Here is a 19,537-nt window from a genome sequence, read left to right as displayed (position 1 = left end):
CCAAACCAATATTATAAATCAATATGGGTAACTGCCTAACATATTTCCTCTTGGTGAATAATTTGCCACAAAAATATAGAAACCATCTTCGCATTGTGCAAAACCAATACCTACTTCGGTCGTAGATTTCCAAATCATTTGTGTGTAATGGTTGAAGTTAGAATTGCTGTAAGTATAGTTGTCTTTTTCTTTATACCACGATTTAGATGCATCCAAAGCAGTAAAAACAAGACCACCGCCCCCATACAGGTTTTCACCAACAGCGGAATTTCCGCTGTGACTAAAGGAACAATTGTCTTGCGCCAACATATCGGCGTGTTTTTGGGCGATAGAAGCCAAATCAGTACTCCATTTTAAATTCGGAACTCCTACTTCATTTCTTGCCATATTATGATGCGCTAGAAACTGAGTCGCCATTTCCATTGAAACTTCACTGCCTGTGGAACTACTATCGTTTTGAATAGTCTCAAAAAGTATATCGTCATCATTAGAAAAAATAGTATCGTTTTGAGCAACGATAAGCTGAATCGAAAAAAATACGCAGAGAATTAGAATTAGATTTTTCATGAATACAAAAGTTAAGGGTTAGTTAGGTTTCAGTTTAATTCAAAATAAGAAATTGAATTCTGAATCCCTTCAAATATACTGAGAAACAGGGCTATATTTACTGTGTATAAGCACGTAATTTTATGACTGTGAAATAATTAAGCGTGTTGTATGAATTAAAAAATCACCCAAACCAGCCATCCCGATCCAAACTTCTATATTGAATTGCTTCAGAAATATGGTTGCCATTTAATGTTTCAGTAGCCTCCAAATCTGCTATAGTTCTGGCTACTTTTAGAATTCTATCGTACGCACGGGCGGAAAGATTCAAGCGTTCCATGGCAGTTTTTAAAAGGGCTAGCGATGCTTCATCGAGCTTGCAGAATTGACGGATTTGCTTCACACCCATTTGAGCGTTGTAGTGTACTTTTTCAAATTCAGTAAAACGTTCAGACTGAATTTTTCTAGCCTTAGTAACCCGTTCCCGGATAACAATGCTGGACTCGCCACGACGTTCGTCGCTCAATTTTTCAAAAGGAACTGGTGTTACTTCTATATGGATATCAATTCTGTCCAAAAGTGGTCCCGAAATTTTGCTTAAATAACGTTGCATTTCTGCCGGTGAAGACATAACAGGTGCATCGGGGTCGTTAAAATAACCACCGGGACTTGGATTCATACTTGCTACGAGCATAAAACTTGAAGGATAGGTAACTGTAAATTTTGCACGCGAAATGGTAACATCGCGATCTTCCAAAGGCTGCCGCATTACTTCCAAAACACCACGTTTAAATTCTGGCAATTCATCCAAAAACAGAACGCCATTGTGTGCCAAACTAATTTCTCCAGGTTGCGGGTATTGCCCACCGCCGACTAATGCGACATCGCTTATAGTGTGGTGAGGGCTTCGAAACGGACGCGAAGTCATTACTCCTCCCCTTTCCATAGTTCGGCCAGCGACGCTATGTATTTTTGTGGTTTCTAAGCTTTCTTGAAGCGTCATTGGCGGCAAAATACTTGGCAGCCTTTTCGCCAACATAGTTTTTCCTGAACCGGGCGGACCGATTAAAATTATGTTGTGACCACCCGCGGCTGCAATTTCCATACAACGCTTTATTGATTCTTGCCCTTTTACATCCGCAAAGTCGAATTCAGGATGCTCTAAGTGGTTGTAAAATTCAGCTTCAATATCTACTTCAGTTTTTTCGAGCGGAATATTTTCGTTGAAAAAATCTATTACTTCTTTTATATTCTCAATGCCAAAAACCTCGATTCCTTCAACTATGGCAGCTTCTTTTGCGTTTTGCTTCGGAAGAATGAATCCTTTAAAACCCTCTTCTTTGGCTTTTAATGAAATTGGCAAAGCGCCCCGTATTGGTTGCAGGTTTCCGTCCAGAGAAAGTTCACCCATAATTATATAGTCTGAAAGTGGATTTAATTCTACAATTTGCCCTGTAGCTACAAGTACTCCCATTGCCAAAGTTAAATCGTAAGCAGAGCCTTCTTTTCGAAGATCTGCGGGCGACATGTTCAAAATTAATTTCTTTCCCGGAATTTTGTAGCCGTTGTTTTGTAGCGCTGCGGCAATTCTATAGTTACTTTCTCGAATTGCATTATCGGGCAGACCAACCAAATGGTACCCTACACCACTATCTACATTTACTTCTACCGTAATTGTAGTGGCCTCTACACCAAAGACTGCGCTTCCGTAAACTTTTGTAAGCATAGAAATTTATATTATTAAAGTGGCAGGGGAGATTATTGAAAGAAAGGTAACAATTTTTTAACTAATAAGATTTCAAAAATAGAATTGGTTGCATATGAAAAGTCGGAAACAAGGAAATATCCTGATTTTTTCTAGGAAAATTCCTTTTGAAAAAACAGGTTTTAACCTATTGAAATTCAGGTTTTTAACATAATATTATGTGAAAGTATTTTTTAAATTTGCTGACAATGAAACATTAGATTGTTTCACTTTGAGGAATATTAACTAAATACAAAAACACTATGTTCAATCAAATTTCAAAAAATTCAAAATGGATATTAGCTTTTAGTTTCGTTTTGATTTTCAGCACAATTTCCTTTTCGGGAAGCCGCAAAATTGGCGGTTATGTAGACCAGGCCGAAAGCCGGTTTGTTAGAAATGTATGGAATTTTATCAAAAATTTCCAAACTCCAAAGAGCATTGGAGCACACAGTTGGCAATATGAACAATATTATTGGGCAGAGCCGTATGAATTTACCACCTCGCACCGTAGTTATGTAGATGCGATGGATTTAGCTTATGTGGCTGGACACGGTAATTATTTCTATATACAGACCAATCAGAGTTTGGGGTTGGGTGTAGATTTAAGAACCGTACCGCAATATGGAAACAGTGGGGACGATCTTGAATTCCTAATAATCGAATCATGCTACACGGTTTCATCCAGACCCGAAAAAACCAATTGGTGGAGCGATTACAATGCGATGTTTGGAGGTTTACACCAATTAGTTGGTTTTCATACCCTAAGCCATTCCGACAACGGGATTCCAAATAATTATGCGGGCAAGCTTAAAAATAATGGAGCCGTTTGGCAATCGTGGTTTGACGCGGTAAACGAAGAGCGTTTCTGGATTTTTAATCCTTCCTATTATGATCCACAATATGGCAGTAACTATCCATATCCTGGCTTGGCAAGCGTAATTGTTGGCCAAGGTTGCGCAAACGATAGATTGGGCTCCTATGCCAGCGATCCGGCCCCTGGAACAGGAGGAATGTACACCTACTGGCAATATTAATAACTACCATAAAAATATACTATTATGAAAAACACATATAAAACAGCGCTATTTACAATAGGAACAATATTGATTTCAATATTGACTATGTCCTCGTACGTAAATAATAAAACTGCACCTAGTAAAGAAAGAGCCATTGAACCGTATGCATATCAAAATCTTATTACTTATCAAGAGGGCGATATGTATATTTATACCACTTCGGCAATAAAACCCGAGAAAGTGAAAAGGTTTCAAACAGCTGCGGGCAACAAGATGGAAACAAAAGGTTTGGTTCCCTCATCTGAAAAAGAATTAGTGGCTTTTAGTGAAAAAGATCCCTCTGCTTTTTACGAACAGGATTTAAAATCTGGCACCCTATCTTTTAATAAAGGAATGCAAGGATATTATATGAATTCAAAAATCCAATTGCCAACACAGGAAAGAGCAAAGGATATTTCCCTATCGTTTATTAAAGAAATTGGACTTGCTCCAGACGATATGAAGGAATTAAAAATGATTCATGCCGGAGGTTTACGTGCTTCTGCAGCAAACACCGAAAATGTGATAGATGTTCTACGAACCATTACCTATGGCCGCATGTTAAACGGAGTGCCTGTTTATGGCGCTGGTTCAAAAATTATCGTCCACGTAGGCAATAATGGTGAGATTGTTGGCTTAAACTCTAGATGGAAGAACGTTGAACAAAGCAGAGCAAAAAATGTGGATAAAGGTTCTTTAAAAGATGCCAAACAAGCGGAGATGGAAATGCAACGCCAACTTACCAAAGATTACGGTACAAATGCGAAGTTTAAAATTAGGGATATGTATCTGGCCTATTACGATGGCGGTAATAATTATATTCAACCTGCTTATTTCTTTCAGGTAGATGTAACCTTACCTAAGGTAAAAGAAAGTCCAGAAATTACCTTTGACTATTTAGGTATTATTGCAGGACTTTCAAACCCACCCGAAGCAATTGTACCAGCGCAGGAATCTCCCGAAGCACAAAGAATGATTAAAAAATCTTCTTTGAAAGGATCACGAATTTCTAATGAAAAAAACAAGAATGACGTGGATTAATTATTGCTTCAATTAAATAACAAACCAAAAACTATCAAGTTGCAGTTATAGCTAAAAGCTAATTTTTGTAACTTGATAGTTCTTTTATAAATACTTCATTATGAAAAGTCAAAACAAGTTATTCATCTGTTTCGTGTTGTGTACTGTAAGTTTATTTCTGTTTAGTTTTTCAGGCTGCAACGATAGAAAACAACAAACTGAATCTGTGGAAATTCCACAAACACCAGAAGCACCCGAAGGTTACGAACAACCAAACGCTCCAGATTCCATTCCGCTAAAAGATTTGGGAACGGACTGTTATGAAAAAAACACAAAAACCTACAAAATATCGTGTCCAGATTTATACGATCCTGTTTGTGGATGCGATAATAAAAATTACAGTAATAGCTGTGAAGCAGAGCGAGCAGGAATAAAAAAATGGACTAAAGGAAACTGCAAATAGTCAAAAAAACCGCTGCTTTATTTTTTATTCAATTTTGAAATAAGATTTTTTGTAGAGGCATTTGCAACGTTTTCTAATTGATGGTTTTCAATTGCATTTAATGTTCCTTTTGCAACCGTTTTCCCTAGCTCAACACCCCATTGATCGTAGCTGAAAATATTCCAAATAACGCCTTGCACAAAAATTTTGTGTTCATAGAGTGCTATCAAACTCCCCATGTTTTTAGGGGTGAGTTTTTTTATTAGGAAGGTTGTAGTTGGTTGGTTCCCTTCAAAAACTTTAAAATTGTTCTCTACTTCGCTTCCAGAAGTTCCCTGCATTAGGGCTTCAGTTTGTGCAAAACAATTTGCCAATAATTTATTTTGGTGGTCTTCATTTCCATAAAGTGATTCTGCAAAAACAATAAAATCAGCCGGAATCAACTTTGTTCCCTGATGAGTTAGTTGAAAAAATGCGTGTTGCGCATTAGTACCTGTGCTACCCCAAATTATGTTTCCTGTTTGATAGTTTACAAAATCGCCATTTCGGTCCACACTTTTGCCGTTGCTTTCCATAATTGCTTGCTGAAGATAGGGCACAAACTTGGTCAAATATTGTGAATACGGAATTATTGCCTCAGTTTCAGCTTTAAAAAAATTATTGTACCAAACCGAAAGTAGTGCAGTGAGTACCGGAATATTTTCGTTGAATTCAGTATTCTTAAAATGAAGATCCATTTTATTTGCTCCTTTCAGTAAATCCTCAAAATTTGAATATCCCACAGCGCAACACACGGAAAGACCAACAGCGCTCCATAGTGAAAAACGACCGCCAACCCAATCCCACATTGGGAATATATTTTCTTTAGAAATTCCAAAATTTGCCACTGCTTCAAGATTTGTGGAAACCGCAACAAAATGTTTTGCAATGTCTTTTTCGGGAGCATTTTTCAAAAACCATTCCCGAACGGTGTTAGCATTCGTAAGGGTTTCCTGCGTTGTAAATGTTTTTGAAACAATTATAAATAACGTTGTTTCTGGGTTTACTTTCTTTAAAATTTCTTGAACATGGTCGCCGTCAACATTGGAAATAAAATAAGTGTTTAAATGATTTTTGTAGAATTGAAGCGATTCCACAACCATATCTGGACCCAAATCGCTACCACCGATGCCAATATTTACAACATCTGTAATTTCCTTTCCAGTATAGCCTTTATGGTTTCCGCTGATAATTTCTTCGGAAAAAAGTTTCATTTTATGAAGGGTTTCCTTCACTTCTGGCTTCATATTGTCGAAATCCCTAAGAGCCGTATGAAGCACCTCTCTATTCTCGGTTCCGTTTATTTTTTCACCAGCAAATTGCGCTTCAATAGCTTCTTTCAGCTTTACTTCTTCGGCCAATTGTAAAAGCAAATCGAAGGTGGTTTGTGTAATTCTGTTTTTTGAAAAATCGATGTAAAATTCTTCCCATTCCACTGAAAACCGTTCCGAACGCAAGGTATCTTCTGTGAAAAGTTGCTGCATTTTCACATTTTCCATTTCAGGAAAATGGACATCAAGCTTCTTCCAGGATTCAGTTTTAGTTGGATTTATTTTTGGAAACATCTACTTTTTCTAGATTTTAGATTTACGTACTGGGATTTTCAATTTTTCTCTTGTAATGATCTATCAACCCGTCAATCGGTCTGCGTACAATATTACCCAATTCCAGATGATAAGGTTTCATACAATCGCGGATAATATCTTCAGAAAAGTGAGCAATGGAACCAATAAAATGGATTGGCACGTTTTGAGCTTCTTTGAAACAAAGAATTCTGTATTCAATAAATTTCAGCATTCCTTCGCTGATGAGTTTGTAAAAATATCCGTTTACTTCTTCCGAAGTGAAAATAAATTCAGCAAAAGAAGCCAAATAAGTGTTCGGGTTCGGCTTTTTATATAGGTTCATTTTTATGGTATCGGGATCCAAATCAAAGCGACTCTCAAAACTTTTAACCAATTGGGCGGGCATTTTATTGTAAAAATAATCGCGAATTAACCGTTTTCCGAAGTAATTTCCACTTGCTTCGTCCATTAAAACATAGCCAAGCGAGGCTACAGTAGTATGTATTTCTTTACCGTCAAAATAACAACTATTACTGCCAGTACCTAAAATACAAACAATACCAGGTTCGGAAGTTGCAGCATAAACCGCGGCAACTGTATCTTCTTGAACCAATACTTTGGCATTCACGAAAATTTCAGCAATAGCATCGGTTAAAATTTTATTTGGAGTTTTTGTGCCACAACCTGCGCCATAAAAATCTACTTGCTCAACTTTTTCGAAAATGCTTTGGAGATCATTATTTTCACGAATACGAATGTATAGTTCCTCTTGCGGAATTACCGCTGGATTTAGACCAAGGGTTCTCGTTTTTAAAACTACTTCGCCTTTAGAATCCAACAAAACCCAATCGCACTTTGTTGAGCCACCGTCTGCTATTAAAATCATAAATTATATGCTTGCGACATGAGCAGCCAAATCAATCAATTTTGAAGAATAGCCATATTCATTATCATACCAAGCCACTAACTTAAAGAAATTATTGTTAAGTGCAATGCTTGCGCCAGCATCAAAAGTGCAGGTATGCGGATCAGACACAAAATCTTGTGAAACAACGTCGTCTTCGGTGTAGTTTACAATGCCTTTATATTGCCCTTTGGCAGCATCCTGAAATAACTTTTTAATATCCTCATAGGTTGCTGATTTCTCAGTTCTAACTGTTAAATCTACTACGGAAACATCTGTAGTAGGAACTCTAAAAGCCATTCCAGTTAACTTTCCATCCAGTTCAGGAATTACCTTCCCTACTGCTTTAGCCGCACCGGTTGCAGCCGGAATTATATTCGACAAAGCACTTCTGCCGCCACGAAAATCTTTCTTCGAAGGTCCATCAACGGTAAGTTGTGAAGCAGTTGTTGCGTGAATAGTTGTCATTAAAGCTTCTACAATGCCCAAGTTATCGTTGATTATTTTCGCCAATGGCGCCAAGCAATTTGTAGTACAAGACGCATTTGAAACTATGGTATCTTCAGCTTTAACTTCATTGTGGTTCACGCCCATTACAAACATAGGAGCCGTTTTAGAAGGTGCAGAAATAACCACTTTTTTTGCTCCAGCTTTTAAATGTGCGGAGGCATTATCCTTTTCAATGAAAATTCCTGTGCAGTCTATTATTATTTCAGCTCCAACAGCATCCCATTTAAGATTCTCGGGATTTTTTTCTGCGGTAACTCTGATTATTTTATCGTTTACAAGTAGGTGGCCATCTTTTACTTTAACCGTTCCGTCGAATTTTCCGTGGACGGAATCGTATTTCAAAAGGTAGGCAAGATGATCTACATCTAACAAATCGTTTATAGCAACTATTTCAATATTTTCTCTTTGAGAAGCAATTCTAAAAGCTATTCTTCCTATTCGGCCGAAGCCATTAATTCCAATTTTCGTCATTCTATTTTCACTTTTTTAAATTGAAATTATATCGGCAACGCGAATTAATTCCAAATCTATTTTATGTTTTGTTTTTACTGTGTCCGTAAACAATACCGAAGTAATTTTGTTATGGACAATACCAATCATTACATTATTCTCACCACGCAAAAGCGCGTCTACGGCACCAACGCCGAGTCTGCTGGCTAATACCCTATCGTAACAACTGGGAGAACCTCCTCGTTGAATATGACCTAATACAGTTACTCGCACTTCATAACCCACTAAGTTTTCTTCAATGTATTTTGCAAGTTCAAAAATGTTTTTACCAATTTTATCCCCTTCAGAAACGACTATTATACTTGAGGTTTTGCCGGATAGTTTACTTCGGTGCAAAGATTCAACCAAACGATCTCTTCCCATGTTTTCCTCGGGGATAAGTATCTCTTCTGCGCCTCCACCAATACCTGCATTTAGAGCGATATCGCCAGAATCCCTTCCCATTACTTCTACTAAAAACAATCTGTTGTGTGAATTTGCTGTATCGCGAATTTTATCAATCGCCTCAACGACTGTATTTAGTGCGGTATCATAACCAATAGTGAAGTCAGTTCCGTGGATGTCGTTATCGATAGTTCCGGGAATACCTACAATTGGATAATTAAATTCATCCTTAAAAACTGAAGCTCCAGCAAAAGTACCATCGCCGCCAATAACTACGAGGGCGTCAATATTTGCTTCTTTTAAATTTTTGAATGCTTTGTTTCTACCTTCTGGAGTGCGGAAATCCTGAGATCGGGCAGATTTTAAAAAGGTACCGCCACGATTAATAATGTTTTTTACCGAACGAGCATCAAGCGATTTAAAATCACCTTCCATTAAACCTTCATATCCTCTAAAAACACCAACACATTCTAGTTTATGGTATGCGCAGGATCGCACAACAGCCCTTATTGCTGCATTCATTCCAGGAGCGTCGCCACCGCTAGTAAGGACGCCAATTTTCTTAATTGTTTTGCTCATTGTGGTAAAGCTAAGTTTTTAATATTATTCTTCCAATATTAAAAAATTACTATAACGTTTTCGGTTAATAACTAATAAAAAAAGCCCGCGATTGGGTTTTTCCATTATTTCTCTAATATTAAATATTCCCAAGGAGCAAATGAATATTCCTGATCCTTAGCCATATTGATGGTTTCGTTGCTTATTAAATTTTGAAATGTTCCTGAAATATTTAGCTTAAATTTTAAAGGTTCTTTTGATAAATTCGCTAAATAGATTATTTCACTTTCACCTTTTTTTCTTCGGAAAGCTAATACATTGGCGTCATTTGAAGTTGTTATTCTTTCAAAAGAAGCTGCATTTTTTCCACCTTCCAAAGCGACTTTGGTAGCTTTAAGTTTTCCTAATTTCTCAAGTAAAGGCCAGGCTTTTCCTTTTGTTTTTGGGATACTGTCTTTTTCAAAAAATAAAAGTCTGTGATTAAGATCATATTCTTGACCGCTATAAATTAGAGGCATGCCGGGCATAGTGTAAGTTAAAGCAAGCATCGCATCGCTGGCGTTGCCCATTCGTTCTTTTACAGTTCCGTTCCAACTATTTTCGTCGTGGTTGGTTATGAAATTCATCAAGATATCATCCTTTTCATACAATGAATCGCGCTTTTTAATATACGCATCAAAAGCAGAGACATCTTTTTTGCCTTGCGCAATTTCATTCATAACATGATGTGAATCCCACCCATAAGCCATATCGAATAAATTTTCTTTTAAAAGCTCGGGCTCCCAAGCTTCTGCTAACATAAAAATATCTTTTTTGGAACGAAGTTGCGGAATAGCTTTCTCCCAAAATGCAGTTGGCACGGAGCCTGCAACATCGCATCGAAAACCGTCAATTTTTTCGGTGGTGATCCAATATTCCATATCCTCAATCATTTCTTTTTGTAAGCCTTCATTGGAGTAGTCCAGATCTGCAACGTCTTCCCAACCCACAGAAGTACCATCATCATTTAACGGATCAGTAATTTCACCTTTAGAATTTTTCGTGTAATATTCTGGATGCTCTTTTATCCAAATATGATCCCAGCCCGTATGATTTGGCACCCAATCTAAAATTACATACATTCCATTTTCGTGTGCGGTATCAATTAAAGTGCGTAAATCTTCCATCGTTCCAAATTCGGGATTCACTTTCGTATAATCTGTTACGGCGTAATAACTGCCCAACATTTTATTGCGTTGCACAGAATCTTCAATCTTGCTTGCAAAATCACCGCCAGTAGCTTTCCTTTTTGTTTCCGAAATTGGAAAAATAGGCATCAACCAAATTATCTTCACATTTAATTCTTTCAGTTTCGAAATGTCCTTTGTGAAGGCGTTAAAAGTTCCTTCAGCAGAATATTGCCTAATATTCGCTTCGTAAATAACGGCGTTTTCCAAAACCGAATCGTTTATTGGCGGAAGACTATCTTTTACAATTGCTTCGGTTGAAGCATTCATATTTTTGTTTTCGTTTTTACAGGCTGCAAATAGCGAAATGACTGCCAGTGCTATAATTATTTTTTTCATCAATTGAACTTTATTTGGTTTGAATTATCTTGAAATCGTTAAATGGAACTGAAGTGTTTTCATAAACGAAATCCGCTTTCGATTTATTAAAAATAATAGTTACCGTTTCATCGAAATAGCTTCTTTTTATAATCATAATATTCTCGTCGGCGCGTACAATTTCGGTGTTTCCGTATTGCAAAGCCATTGAATTTCGGCGTAGTTTCACCAACTCTTCCACTCTCTTTTTAAGATTTTTTTCGTGGGAATCAAGTCCTTCAAACTTCATCATTTTTCTATTATCCGGATCGCCAGCGCCAATGCTTCCGTATTCATCTCCGTAATAAATACAGGGAATTCCAGGAATTGTAAGGTTGAAAGCTTGCAGCATTGCCAACTTATTATAAGCAGTTGTATCGCTCATTTTAACCTCTCGGGTCCAACCAGCTTTTTTGGCATCTTCGTCAAAACGTAAATCTCCAGAAGCGTAGGTAATAAATCGGGCTCGATCTTGATTTCCGGTGATATTACCCATTTCATTATGGTAACCATAATATTTTAAACCTTGTTGCAAAGTATTTGAAAGCCTATCAAATGACGCGTCTGTTGCAAATGCATTTACAGAAGCATCATACAAATTGAAGTCGAATTGGGCATTTAGCATTCCTGTATTTATATAACTTCTTATCAATTCAGGGCTGCCGTAAGTTTCACCTATTTGGAAAATAGGTCTGTCTGTACGCTCTTTTACCTTTTGGGTTAAAGTTCGCCAAAATTCAAGTTGAATGTGTTTTGTGGCATCGTGACGGAACCCATCTAAATCGTAATTAGTTACCCAAAATGCCGCAGAATCTGTCATTTTATCAACAACTTCAGGCTTACTGAAATCTAAAGTTGGCATAAAAGTATCAAACCAAGTAGTTAATCGGTGGTCGTCCCAGCGCTCAGTATTCAATGTTCCATCTGGCAAATACAACTCAGTAGCCCAATCTGGGTGCTCTTTGTAAAGCGGATGTTCTTTGTGAACGTGGTTTGCAACATAGTCTAAAATTACATTCAACCCTTTTTCGTGGGCGGCTGCAATTAGTACTTTGAAAAGCGCTTCATCTCCAAAACGGTAATCAATTTTAGAACTGCTCGTAGGCCAATAACCGTGATATCCGGAAAATTTTGTGAGCGGATCTGGCCAAAGACCGTAAGCTCCTTCTGGGTTTTGGGTAATTGGCGAAAGCCAAATTGTATTGATACCGAGATCGGTAAAATAACCTTCATTAATTTTATCTAAAACGCCCTGCAAATCACCGCCGTAATAGTTCGCTTTTGGCAAAATGCTATCGTTAACTACTTTTTTGGTGTTTTCAGGATCTCCGTCACGGAAACGATCTACCATTAAAAAATACATTATTTGAGAATGAAAATCGGTTCGGGTTAATTTTGAAGCATCTGTAATTACTTTTCCGTCTTCAAGTGGAATTAATAAATCGTTCGTTCTTCCAAATGAATTGGCCCCATAAACCCGAACATAATCTCGTTTGTTTCCAGTTTTGGGAATTTTCACCGAATAGGAATCTCCTTCACTCTTTACATTTTCGGAAGAAAGCAAAACATTATCCAAATAAACCAAAACATTAGTAAGCGGTTTTGTTGAAGAAAATGAAAATCCGTTTTCAGTAACTTTTTTAGTTTCAAGTACCGCTAATTCAGCTTCGTTTGTTGGTATGGAAAGCAAAGAATTTGTGCCTCCCATTCCATTCGATGTAGTTTTCGAATTTGCCGGATCGGGCATTTCCTTGCCGTTATTAATTATAATATATTGATAATCGCCGCCGGAAACGGTGGTTTCAAATTTCCAATTACCATCGGAATACTTCATTTCAATAGGTTGCCAGCTATTGAATTCACCCTTAATTTTTAAATCTGAATACCTTTTTTCATTATCTGGAATTGTAATAGCAACCGTTTGCTTTTCACTTTTAAAAATAGGAATATCATTGGCAACTCCTTTAACCCAAATACGAATATTTGAAGCATACGGTGTGGAATCTGCAGTTTGAATTTTCAATAAATTGTTCTCCTTTTGAAGTTCAAATTTTAAAAAATTGTTGCTTTCCACTGAATCGATTTCAGAAACTTTCAGAAAGTAATCAGATAACAAAAGGGTGTCTTCAGCATTTTTCAAATACATTGGAGTAGCAGTTCCTTTTATAACCGATGCCTTCCAATTGTTATTTTCTTCCTTCTTGTTACAGGAAATAATCGAAAGAAAAAGAATGCCAAAAAAGAGGATGTTTTTCATAGTAATCATTATTTGATTTCAATAATCATTGAAGTTTTTGCTGGAATTGTAATTTGTGTTGCTAAGGAAATTTCTTTGTCAGAAATAATATCTCTGCCCGTTTTAGAGCCCTTCAATCCTTCAGAAAATCTTTCTGGCGCAATTGATTTTGGTTGATCTGAATTATTTAAAACAACCATCACGGTTTCTGAATCATTATATCGAAAATAGACGTAAACATTTTCTTGCGGCAGATAATGAAGATATTTGCCAGTGTGCATCACACTTTTCGACTTTCGCCAGTTGAGAACCTTTTTTAAAAAATTGTAATACTCATTTTGAGTTTCAGTTCTTCCTTCTTTTTTAAATGCGTTTTGAGCATCAACTGCCCAGCCACCCGGAAAATCTTTACGGATATCTCCATCGCCTTTTTCGCGAGTTCCTGTCATTCCTATTTCATCGCCGTAGTATAATTGCGGGATTCCGCGAACGGTTAAAATAAGCGTCATCGCCAACTTATATTTGGCGATATCTTCCTTATAAATTTGATTAATCCGTTCCGTATCGTGATTGCCCGCAAACACTAAAACATTATTGATGTTTGGATATAAAAAATCGTTGGTAAAGTTGTCATAGGCACGTTGCATACCCGTATCCCAACCTTCATTTTCAGAAAACATAGTCATAATTCCATCGTGCAACGTAAAATCCATTACTGAAGGTAAATTTGAGTTGTAATCCTGTAAAGCCGCGATTTTACTATCCTTTTGCCAATAAGCAATCTGCGCTTGGTTATGCATCCAAACTTCACCAACAATATTGAAATTTGGGTATTCGTCCATAATTGCCTGAGTCCAATTTGCGATTCCGTCTTTGTCGTTATATGAAAATGTATCAACACGAAGCCCATCCAAACCAGCAAATTCAATCCACCAAATCGCGTTTTGAATCATATATTTTTGAAGCAAAGGATTAGCCTGATTCATATCCGGCATGGTTACATCAAACCAGCCATTCATACAATTAACAGCATCTATTTTAGAAGCATTTAAATCGAATTGCGTACTCATATGATAATTACTGCGTTTGAAACCATTTTCCCCTTCAGGCCAATAGTGAAGCCAATCTTTGGAAGGCAAATCTTGAACAATCCAATGCTTGCTACCCCAATGGTTGGTTACGTAATCCATAATTAATTTCATGTCTCTTTTATGCATTTCGTCCGCCAATTTTTTATAATCGGCATTGCTTCCGTAACGCGGATCAATTTTATAGAAATCGCTCTGAGCGTAGGTATGGTAGCTATATGTGGGCTCATTGTCCTCCAACATGGGCGTACTCCAAAGCGCAGTAACACCTAAGTCTTCGAGGTAATCCAAATTGTCAATAATTCCTTTAATGTCGCCACCGTGTCGTCCGCCGGGATTGCTTCGGTCTGCTTTTTCTGCCATTTCTTTTACAGAATCATTCTCTGGATTTCCGTTGGCAAAACGATCGGGCATTAAAAGATAAATTGCATCAGAAGCATCAAAACCTTTACGTTGGGCAGAATTATTCTCGCGTTGTTTCAACTCATATTTATAGGAAAATTGAGTTTTACCGTTTTTTTGAAATTTTAATTGAAATATTCCAGGAGTTACATTTTTAGTATCAACCGTAATAAAAACATAGTTAGGGTTTTCAACTTTCTCAATTCTTAGAATTTTTAGGCCTTCAACCGAAACTTCAAAGTTTTGAATGTTTTTTGCATAACAAAGAAGTTCAAGTTCACTGTTTTTCATACCACTCCACCAAAATGGAGGCTCCACTTTTGGAGTTTGCGCCAATAGATTTATGGTGAAAAATAAAATTATAGCACTTAAATAATACTTCATAATTAAACAGTTATTTCTGTATTTGGTAATATGACAATGGGCTTTTCATTAACGAAAATTTGCAATTCAGAATCTCCTTCTAAGGTAAATTTATGGGCCGTGTGCGATACACAAACTGTTATAATATTACCTCGAAAATTTATTTTGAACTTATACTTTTCCCACTGTTTTGGAATTTGAGGAGTGAAGGAAAGTGTTCCATCCACAACACGCATTCCGCCAAAACCTTCAACAATACTCATCCAAGTTCCAGCCATACTCGTAATATGACAGCCTTCGTGAACTTCCTTATTATAATCATCAAGATCTAATCTAGACGTTCGCAAATAGAACTGATACGCCTGTTCCATCCTGCCCAGTTTTGCAGCCAAAATACTATGTACACAAGGCGATAGTGATGATTCATGAACGGTTAAAGGTTCATAATAATCGAAATTCTTTTTAAGTTCTTCTGTTGAAAAATGATCTTCGAAAAAGTAAAATCCTTGCAACACATCGGCCTGTTTTATATAGGGTGAACGTAAAATTCTGTCCCAAGACCATTTTTGGTTTATAGGTCTTTCTGCATCGCTAAGCTCTGAAACTGGCTTTAGTTCTTTATCCAAAAAACCATCCTGTTGTAAATAAACATCGAGCTTTTCTGAATAAGGGAAATACAAGTTTTCCGAAACCTCTTTCCACTTTGAAAGCTCAGCTTTTGAAAGCTTTGTTTTGTTCAAAACACGAACATAATCGCTATCATATTCCTTTTCCAAAATTTGAATATTCTCTAGCGTATATTTAATACACCACGCAGCAATATAATTTGTGTACCAGTTATTATTTATATTATTTTCATATTCATTCGGGCCAGTAACTCCCAAAATTACAAACTTGTTTTTCTCTTTTGAAAAAGTTGCGCGCTGAAACCAAAAGCGGGCAATACCAATCAATACCTCAATACCTTTTTGGGCTATATATTCAAAATCGCCTGTAAAGCGGTGATAATTGAAAATAGCAAAAGCAATTGCGCCGTTTCTATGGATTTCCTCAAAAGTTATTTCCCACTCATTATGACTCTCCTCACCATTCATAGTTACCATTGGGTAAAGAGCCGCACCATTTGTAAAACCTAGCTTTGCAGCGTTTTCAATGGCTTTTTCTAAATGGCGGTAACGATACGCCAATAAATTTTTGGCTACACTATAATTTTTGGTTGCCATATAAAAAGGGATGCAATAAGCTTCTGTATCCCAATAAGTGCTTCCGCCGTATTTCTCGCCAGTGAAGCCTTTTGGACCAATATTTAGTCGGGAATCCTTCCCTAAATAGGTTTGATTTAACTGAAAAATATTGAATCGAATTCCTTGTTGCGCCTTTATATCGCCTATAATCTCAATATCTGCCATGTGCCAGATTTTCGCCCAAGCTTCTTTTTGAAGTTCTTTCAATTTTGAAAACCCGAGAGACATCCCTTTGGCGATAATTTCTTTAGCTACTTTATTTAGATTTTCATTATCATGATATAACGAAACGGTATATCCAGCATATTTTTGAAGAACAGCAGTTTCACCTTCGCTAACCTTAACTCTATATTGATATGCAACTTTTTTGTCAGTTTGTTGCTTCAACGGATTGGCATCAATTTCCTTTGAATTCAGAAACAATTTAGACCCCATAAACGTAGAGATATTGAAATCTGTTTTCATTGTTCGCGATCTAATAAAAGCGCAATTATTTTCTGTAGAAATTTGTAAAGTATCCCAAAATTTATCATTCCAATTGGTATCCTGATTAGTTATACCAGCATCCAAATAGGGTTCAAAAATAATTTCGACATCTTCATTCAGCGGAACAATTTCATAATTGATAATTCCTAATTCATCAAAATCTAATGAAAGTATTCTGGTACTTTCAACCTTAATTTCCACTCCATTTTGAAGGGTCGCATTAAAAGAGCGCAGGTAAAAGCCCTCTTTCATATTCATTTCACGACGGAAGTTTGAGATAGATTTACATTTATTAATATCTAAAGTTTCACCATTTATTTTTACCGAAATACCTATCCAATTAGGCGCATTCAATACTTTGGCAAAATATTCTGGATAGCCGTTTTTCCACCAACCCACTCGGGTTTTATCAGGATAATAAACCCCCGCGATATAACTTCCTTGAAAACTGGGGCCAGAATAATCCTCTTCAAAATTAGCACGCTGACCCATGACACCATTGCCAAGACTGAAAAGACTTTCGGACGATTGTACTCGGGTTTTATCAAAACCTTCCTCAATTATTGACCAATTGCTTGGTTTTATATAATCTTGATTCATTATAATTCTAAATTCTTTTAACGTTCAATTAATTGTTTCAAAAAAGTGGAATCCATTTCAGTAAAATTTCTGAAAACGTAATCTGCTTCTTTTAAGATTTCTTTTTCTCCAATACCAATACTTATCATTCCTGCAATATTTGCAGCCTCTATACCAGCCAGCGAATCTTCAAAAACAATACAGTCTTTGGGTTCAATATTTAAATGTTTCGCCGCATTTAAAAACACTTCGGGATCAGGTTTTGCTTTTGAAACATTAGTACCGTCTACAATTACTTTAAAAGCATCCAAAAGATTCACCTTTTCAAGAATTGCCCGAGCGTTTTTACTTGCCGAACCGAGTGCCAATGATTGATTATTTTCCTTCAAATAATTCAAAACTTTTACCACATCTGGTAAAATTTCAGAATCATCCATTTTTGAAATATAATCGAGGTAATCTTGATTCTTTTCAGCCATTACCCTATCAAAATCGGTTTCAGATAAAACGATATTTCCCAACGAAAGAATTTTCTCTAACGAGGCAATCCTACTAACGCCTTTTAACTGTTCATTTTCCACTTCTGAAAAAGGAATATTTTGACTATCTGCCAATTTTTTCCAAGCTAGGTAATGGTATTTTGCAGTATCTACAATAACACCGTCAAGGTCAAATATGAAGCCTTTTTGATTATTCATTTATATTTATTCGTTTTTGAGTTTTTACGCGAAGCGTTAGTATTCCTGCAAGTATCATAGAAAAGCCGCCTATAATAAGTGCATATATTGGTTCACTATTAAAAAGGTTTTTGACAATAAAACCAAGGATGGTTGCTGCAACAATTTGTGGAATTACCACGAAAAAATTAAAGACACCCATATAATAGCCCATTTTGGCAGCCGGAAGCGATCCCGAAAGCATAGCATATGGAATAGATAAGATACTTGCCCAAGCAATACCAACTCCTACCATTGCTAGTAAAAGACCAACTTTATCGCTTAAAAAGTAAATTGAAATTAGGCCTAAACCACCCATACAAAGTGCAAATAAATGGGTGAATTTATTACTTGTTCTTGCTGCCAAAACTGGTAGCAAAAATGCTACGGCCGCTGCAACACCGTTGTACACGGTAAACATAACCGGCACCCAATCTGCTGCGTCGTTATATATTTTTGAAGTAGTATCATGCGTGCCAAAAACGTGGCCTGTAACCGCCTGAGTGGTATAAATCCACATGCTGAAAAGTGCAAACCACGAAAAAAACTGTACCCAAGCCAATTGTTGCATCGTCTTTGGCATGTTCAATAAATCTGTTATAATTATGGTAAAACCATTTCGTGTTTTTTGCTTCCGAAGTTGCGAAACAATAATAAAAAGGATACCCGCTACTATTAAACCTATAAAGAGGATGTAGAGTGTTTTGTCTAAGTTTTCTAGATAAAGAAAAGTTGTAGCCCCTAAACCTACAATCAGAAAGGTTAAACCAATTAAAAATTGTTTTTTTATATTTTCCTCCAATTCAACACCTTCTAAAACAGCCTGTTTTGAAGCCATTTTAGAATGTTCAAATGCTTCTAATTGTTCGGGTGTGTATTCTTTGCTTTTAAAGACCGTCCAAAGTACTGCAAAGAGAAAAACAATTCCACCCACATAAAACGACCATTTTACCGATGGCGGAATAATGCCTTCGGGCGCCGTATTATCCAAACCAATCCAATTAGTGAAGACATAAGGCAATAAAGATCCCACAACGGCTCCAACCCCAATAAAAAAGCTCTGCATGGCAAAACCTAAAGTGCGTTGGCGTTCTGGTAAATTATCACCCACAAAAGCACGAAATGGCTCCATAGAAATATTTATGGACGCATCCATAATCCATAAAGTACCTGCCGCAATCCAAAGTGTGGGAGAATTCGGCATTATAAAAAGTGCAATAGATGAAAGTATGGCACCAACAAGAAAGTAAGGTCGCCTTCTTCCCAAACGTGTCCACGTTCGGTCACTAAAATACCCAATAATAGGTTGAACAACTAGACCTGTAACAGGAGCCGCAATCCAAAGAATTGGAATTTGGTCCAAGCTCGCGCCCAGTGTTTCAAATATTCTTGAAGTATTAGCATTTTGAAGGGCGAAGCCAAATTGGATGCCCAAGAAACCGAAACTCATGTTCCAGATTTCCCAAAAACTTAATTTAGGTTTTTGCATATCGATAACTTTTGGTCTTTCGATAAGCACTGCGACTTATCAAAACATTTTTATGGGAAGTAAAAATATAG

The 19,537-nt window shown here is 36.8% G+C and carries 15 protein-coding genes; 3 read left to right on the top strand and 12 right to left on the bottom strand.

Annotated features, from left to right (window positions below):
- Window positions 1–18: 18 nt before the first annotated feature.
- Both AC3RVG_RS08730 and AC3RVG_RS08725 read right to left on the bottom strand, forming a co-directional pair.
- Window positions 19–567, bottom strand: a complete 549-nt coding sequence (locus tag AC3RVG_RS08730; RefSeq protein WP_489691069.1) for a CAP domain-containing protein — start codon at window positions 565–567, stop codon at window positions 19–21.
- Between the two features lie 163 nt (window positions 568–730).
- Window positions 731–2,272 carry a YifB family Mg chelatase-like AAA ATPase gene (locus AC3RVG_RS08725; RefSeq protein ID WP_489691068.1) on the bottom strand — a complete coding sequence of 514 codons (1,542 nt, stop codon included), beginning with the start codon at window positions 2,270–2,272 and terminating at the stop codon, window positions 731–733.
- Window positions 2,273–2,553: 281 nt separating this feature from the next.
- Between AC3RVG_RS08725 and AC3RVG_RS08720 the strand changes: the two genes are divergently transcribed.
- The 3 genes from AC3RVG_RS08720 (at window position 2,554) to AC3RVG_RS08710 (ending at window position 4,831) form a co-directional block, all read left to right on the top strand.
- Complete coding sequence (locus AC3RVG_RS08720; protein WP_489691067.1) at window positions 2,554–3,327, top strand: DUF6345 domain-containing protein; 774 nt, start codon at window positions 2,554–2,556, stop codon at window positions 3,325–3,327.
- A 24-nt stretch (window positions 3,328–3,351) separates the two neighbouring features.
- Entirely contained in the window at window positions 3,352–4,389 is a 1,038-nt protein-coding gene (locus AC3RVG_RS08715; RefSeq protein WP_489691066.1) for a hypothetical protein, read from the top strand.
- Window positions 4,390–4,489: 100 nt separating this feature from the next.
- A complete protein-coding gene (locus AC3RVG_RS08710) occupies window positions 4,490–4,831 on the top strand; it encodes a Kazal-type serine protease inhibitor family protein (RefSeq protein ID WP_489691065.1) in 342 nt (113 codons plus the stop codon).
- 17 nt (window positions 4,832–4,848) lie between these two features.
- Here AC3RVG_RS08710 and pgi read toward each other — a convergent pair whose 3' ends face one another.
- From pgi to AC3RVG_RS08660, 10 genes are all read right to left on the bottom strand, one after another.
- Window positions 4,849–6,414, bottom strand: a complete 1,566-nt coding sequence (gene pgi, locus AC3RVG_RS08705) for a glucose-6-phosphate isomerase (protein ID WP_489691064.1) — start codon at window positions 6,412–6,414, stop codon at window positions 4,849–4,851.
- 22 nt (window positions 6,415–6,436) lie between these two features.
- A complete protein-coding gene (locus AC3RVG_RS08700; protein ID WP_489691063.1) occupies window positions 6,437–7,300 on the bottom strand; it encodes a BadF/BadG/BcrA/BcrD ATPase family protein in 864 nt (287 codons plus the stop codon).
- A gap of 3 nt (window positions 7,301–7,303) precedes the next feature.
- Window positions 7,304–8,299 (bottom strand): type I glyceraldehyde-3-phosphate dehydrogenase, encoded by a 996-nt coding sequence (gap, locus tag AC3RVG_RS08695; protein ID WP_489691062.1) that lies wholly within the window; start codon window positions 8,297–8,299, stop codon window positions 7,304–7,306.
- Window positions 8,300–8,314: 15 nt separating this feature from the next.
- A complete protein-coding gene (gene pfkA, locus AC3RVG_RS08690; RefSeq protein ID WP_489691061.1) occupies window positions 8,315–9,301 on the bottom strand; it encodes a 6-phosphofructokinase in 987 nt (328 codons plus the stop codon).
- 104 nt (window positions 9,302–9,405) lie between these two features.
- Window positions 9,406–10,845, bottom strand: coding sequence for an alpha-amylase family glycosyl hydrolase (locus tag AC3RVG_RS08685; RefSeq protein ID WP_489691060.1), 1,440 nt, complete (start codon window positions 10,843–10,845; stop codon window positions 9,406–9,408).
- Window positions 10,846–10,855: 10 nt separating this feature from the next.
- Window positions 10,856–13,120 carry an alpha-amylase family glycosyl hydrolase gene (locus AC3RVG_RS08680; RefSeq protein ID WP_489691059.1) on the bottom strand — a complete coding sequence of 755 codons (2,265 nt, stop codon included), beginning with the start codon at window positions 13,118–13,120 and terminating at the stop codon, window positions 10,856–10,858.
- An 8-nt stretch (window positions 13,121–13,128) separates the two neighbouring features.
- Entirely contained in the window at window positions 13,129–14,973 is a 1,845-nt protein-coding gene (locus tag AC3RVG_RS08675; protein WP_489691058.1) for a glycoside hydrolase family 13 protein, read from the bottom strand.
- A gap of 2 nt (window positions 14,974–14,975) precedes the next feature.
- Window positions 14,976–17,282 carry a glycoside hydrolase family 65 protein gene (locus AC3RVG_RS08670; protein WP_489691057.1) on the bottom strand — a complete coding sequence of 769 codons (2,307 nt, stop codon included), beginning with the start codon at window positions 17,280–17,282 and terminating at the stop codon, window positions 14,976–14,978.
- 17 nt (window positions 17,283–17,299) lie between these two features.
- Entirely contained in the window at window positions 17,300–17,959 is a 660-nt protein-coding gene (gene pgmB / locus AC3RVG_RS08665) for a beta-phosphoglucomutase (protein ID WP_489691056.1), read from the bottom strand.
- A complete protein-coding gene (locus AC3RVG_RS08660) occupies window positions 17,952–19,466 on the bottom strand; it encodes an MFS transporter (protein WP_489691055.1) in 1,515 nt (504 codons plus the stop codon). Before AC3RVG_RS08660 ends, pgmB begins: the two co-directional genes overlap by 8 nt.
- Between the last annotated feature and the right edge of the window lie 71 nt (window positions 19,467–19,537).

The sequence above is a fragment of the Aequorivita sp. IT1282 genome (assembly GCF_058068205.1).
The sequence above is the reverse complement of the archived record's forward strand: the minus strand, read 5'-3'. Positions and strand labels throughout refer to the sequence as shown.

Coding starts and splice junctions, on each gene's coding strand:
- pgmB (WP_489691056.1), bottom strand. CDS start 17,959: ATGAATAATCAAAAAGGCTTCATATTTGACCTTGACGGTGTTATTGTA.
- gap (WP_489691062.1), bottom strand. CDS start 8,299: ATGACGAAAATTGGAATTAATGGCTTCGGCCGAATAGGAAGAATAGCT.
- AC3RVG_RS08700 (WP_489691063.1), bottom strand. CDS start 7,300: ATGATTTTAATAGCAGACGGTGGCTCAACAAAGTGCGATTGGGTTTTG.
- AC3RVG_RS08675 (WP_489691058.1), bottom strand. CDS start 14,973: ATGAAGTATTATTTAAGTGCTATAATTTTATTTTTCACCATAAATCTA.
- AC3RVG_RS08730 (WP_489691069.1), bottom strand. CDS start 567: ATGAAAAATCTAATTCTAATTCTCTGCGTATTTTTTTCGATTCAGCTT.
- AC3RVG_RS08715 (WP_489691066.1), top strand. CDS start 3,352: ATGAAAAACACATATAAAACAGCGCTATTTACAATAGGAACAATATTG.
- AC3RVG_RS08685 (WP_489691060.1), bottom strand. CDS start 10,845: ATGAAAAAAATAATTATAGCACTGGCAGTCATTTCGCTATTTGCAGCC.
- AC3RVG_RS08680 (WP_489691059.1), bottom strand. CDS start 13,120: ATGAAAAACATCCTCTTTTTTGGCATTCTTTTTCTTTCGATTATTTCC.
- AC3RVG_RS08710 (WP_489691065.1), top strand. CDS start 4,490: ATGAAAAGTCAAAACAAGTTATTCATCTGTTTCGTGTTGTGTACTGTA.
- pfkA (WP_489691061.1), bottom strand. CDS start 9,301: ATGAGCAAAACAATTAAGAAAATTGGCGTCCTTACTAGCGGTGGCGAC.
- AC3RVG_RS08660 (WP_489691055.1), bottom strand. CDS start 19,466: ATGCAAAAACCTAAATTAAGTTTTTGGGAAATCTGGAACATGAGTTTC.
- AC3RVG_RS08725 (WP_489691068.1), bottom strand. CDS start 2,272: ATGCTTACAAAAGTTTACGGAAGCGCAGTCTTTGGTGTAGAGGCCACT.
- AC3RVG_RS08720 (WP_489691067.1), top strand. CDS start 2,554: ATGTTCAATCAAATTTCAAAAAATTCAAAATGGATATTAGCTTTTAGT.
- pgi (WP_489691064.1), bottom strand. CDS start 6,414: ATGTTTCCAAAAATAAATCCAACTAAAACTGAATCCTGGAAGAAGCTT.
- AC3RVG_RS08670 (WP_489691057.1), bottom strand. CDS start 17,282: ATGAATCAAGATTATATAAAACCAAGCAATTGGTCAATAATTGAGGAA.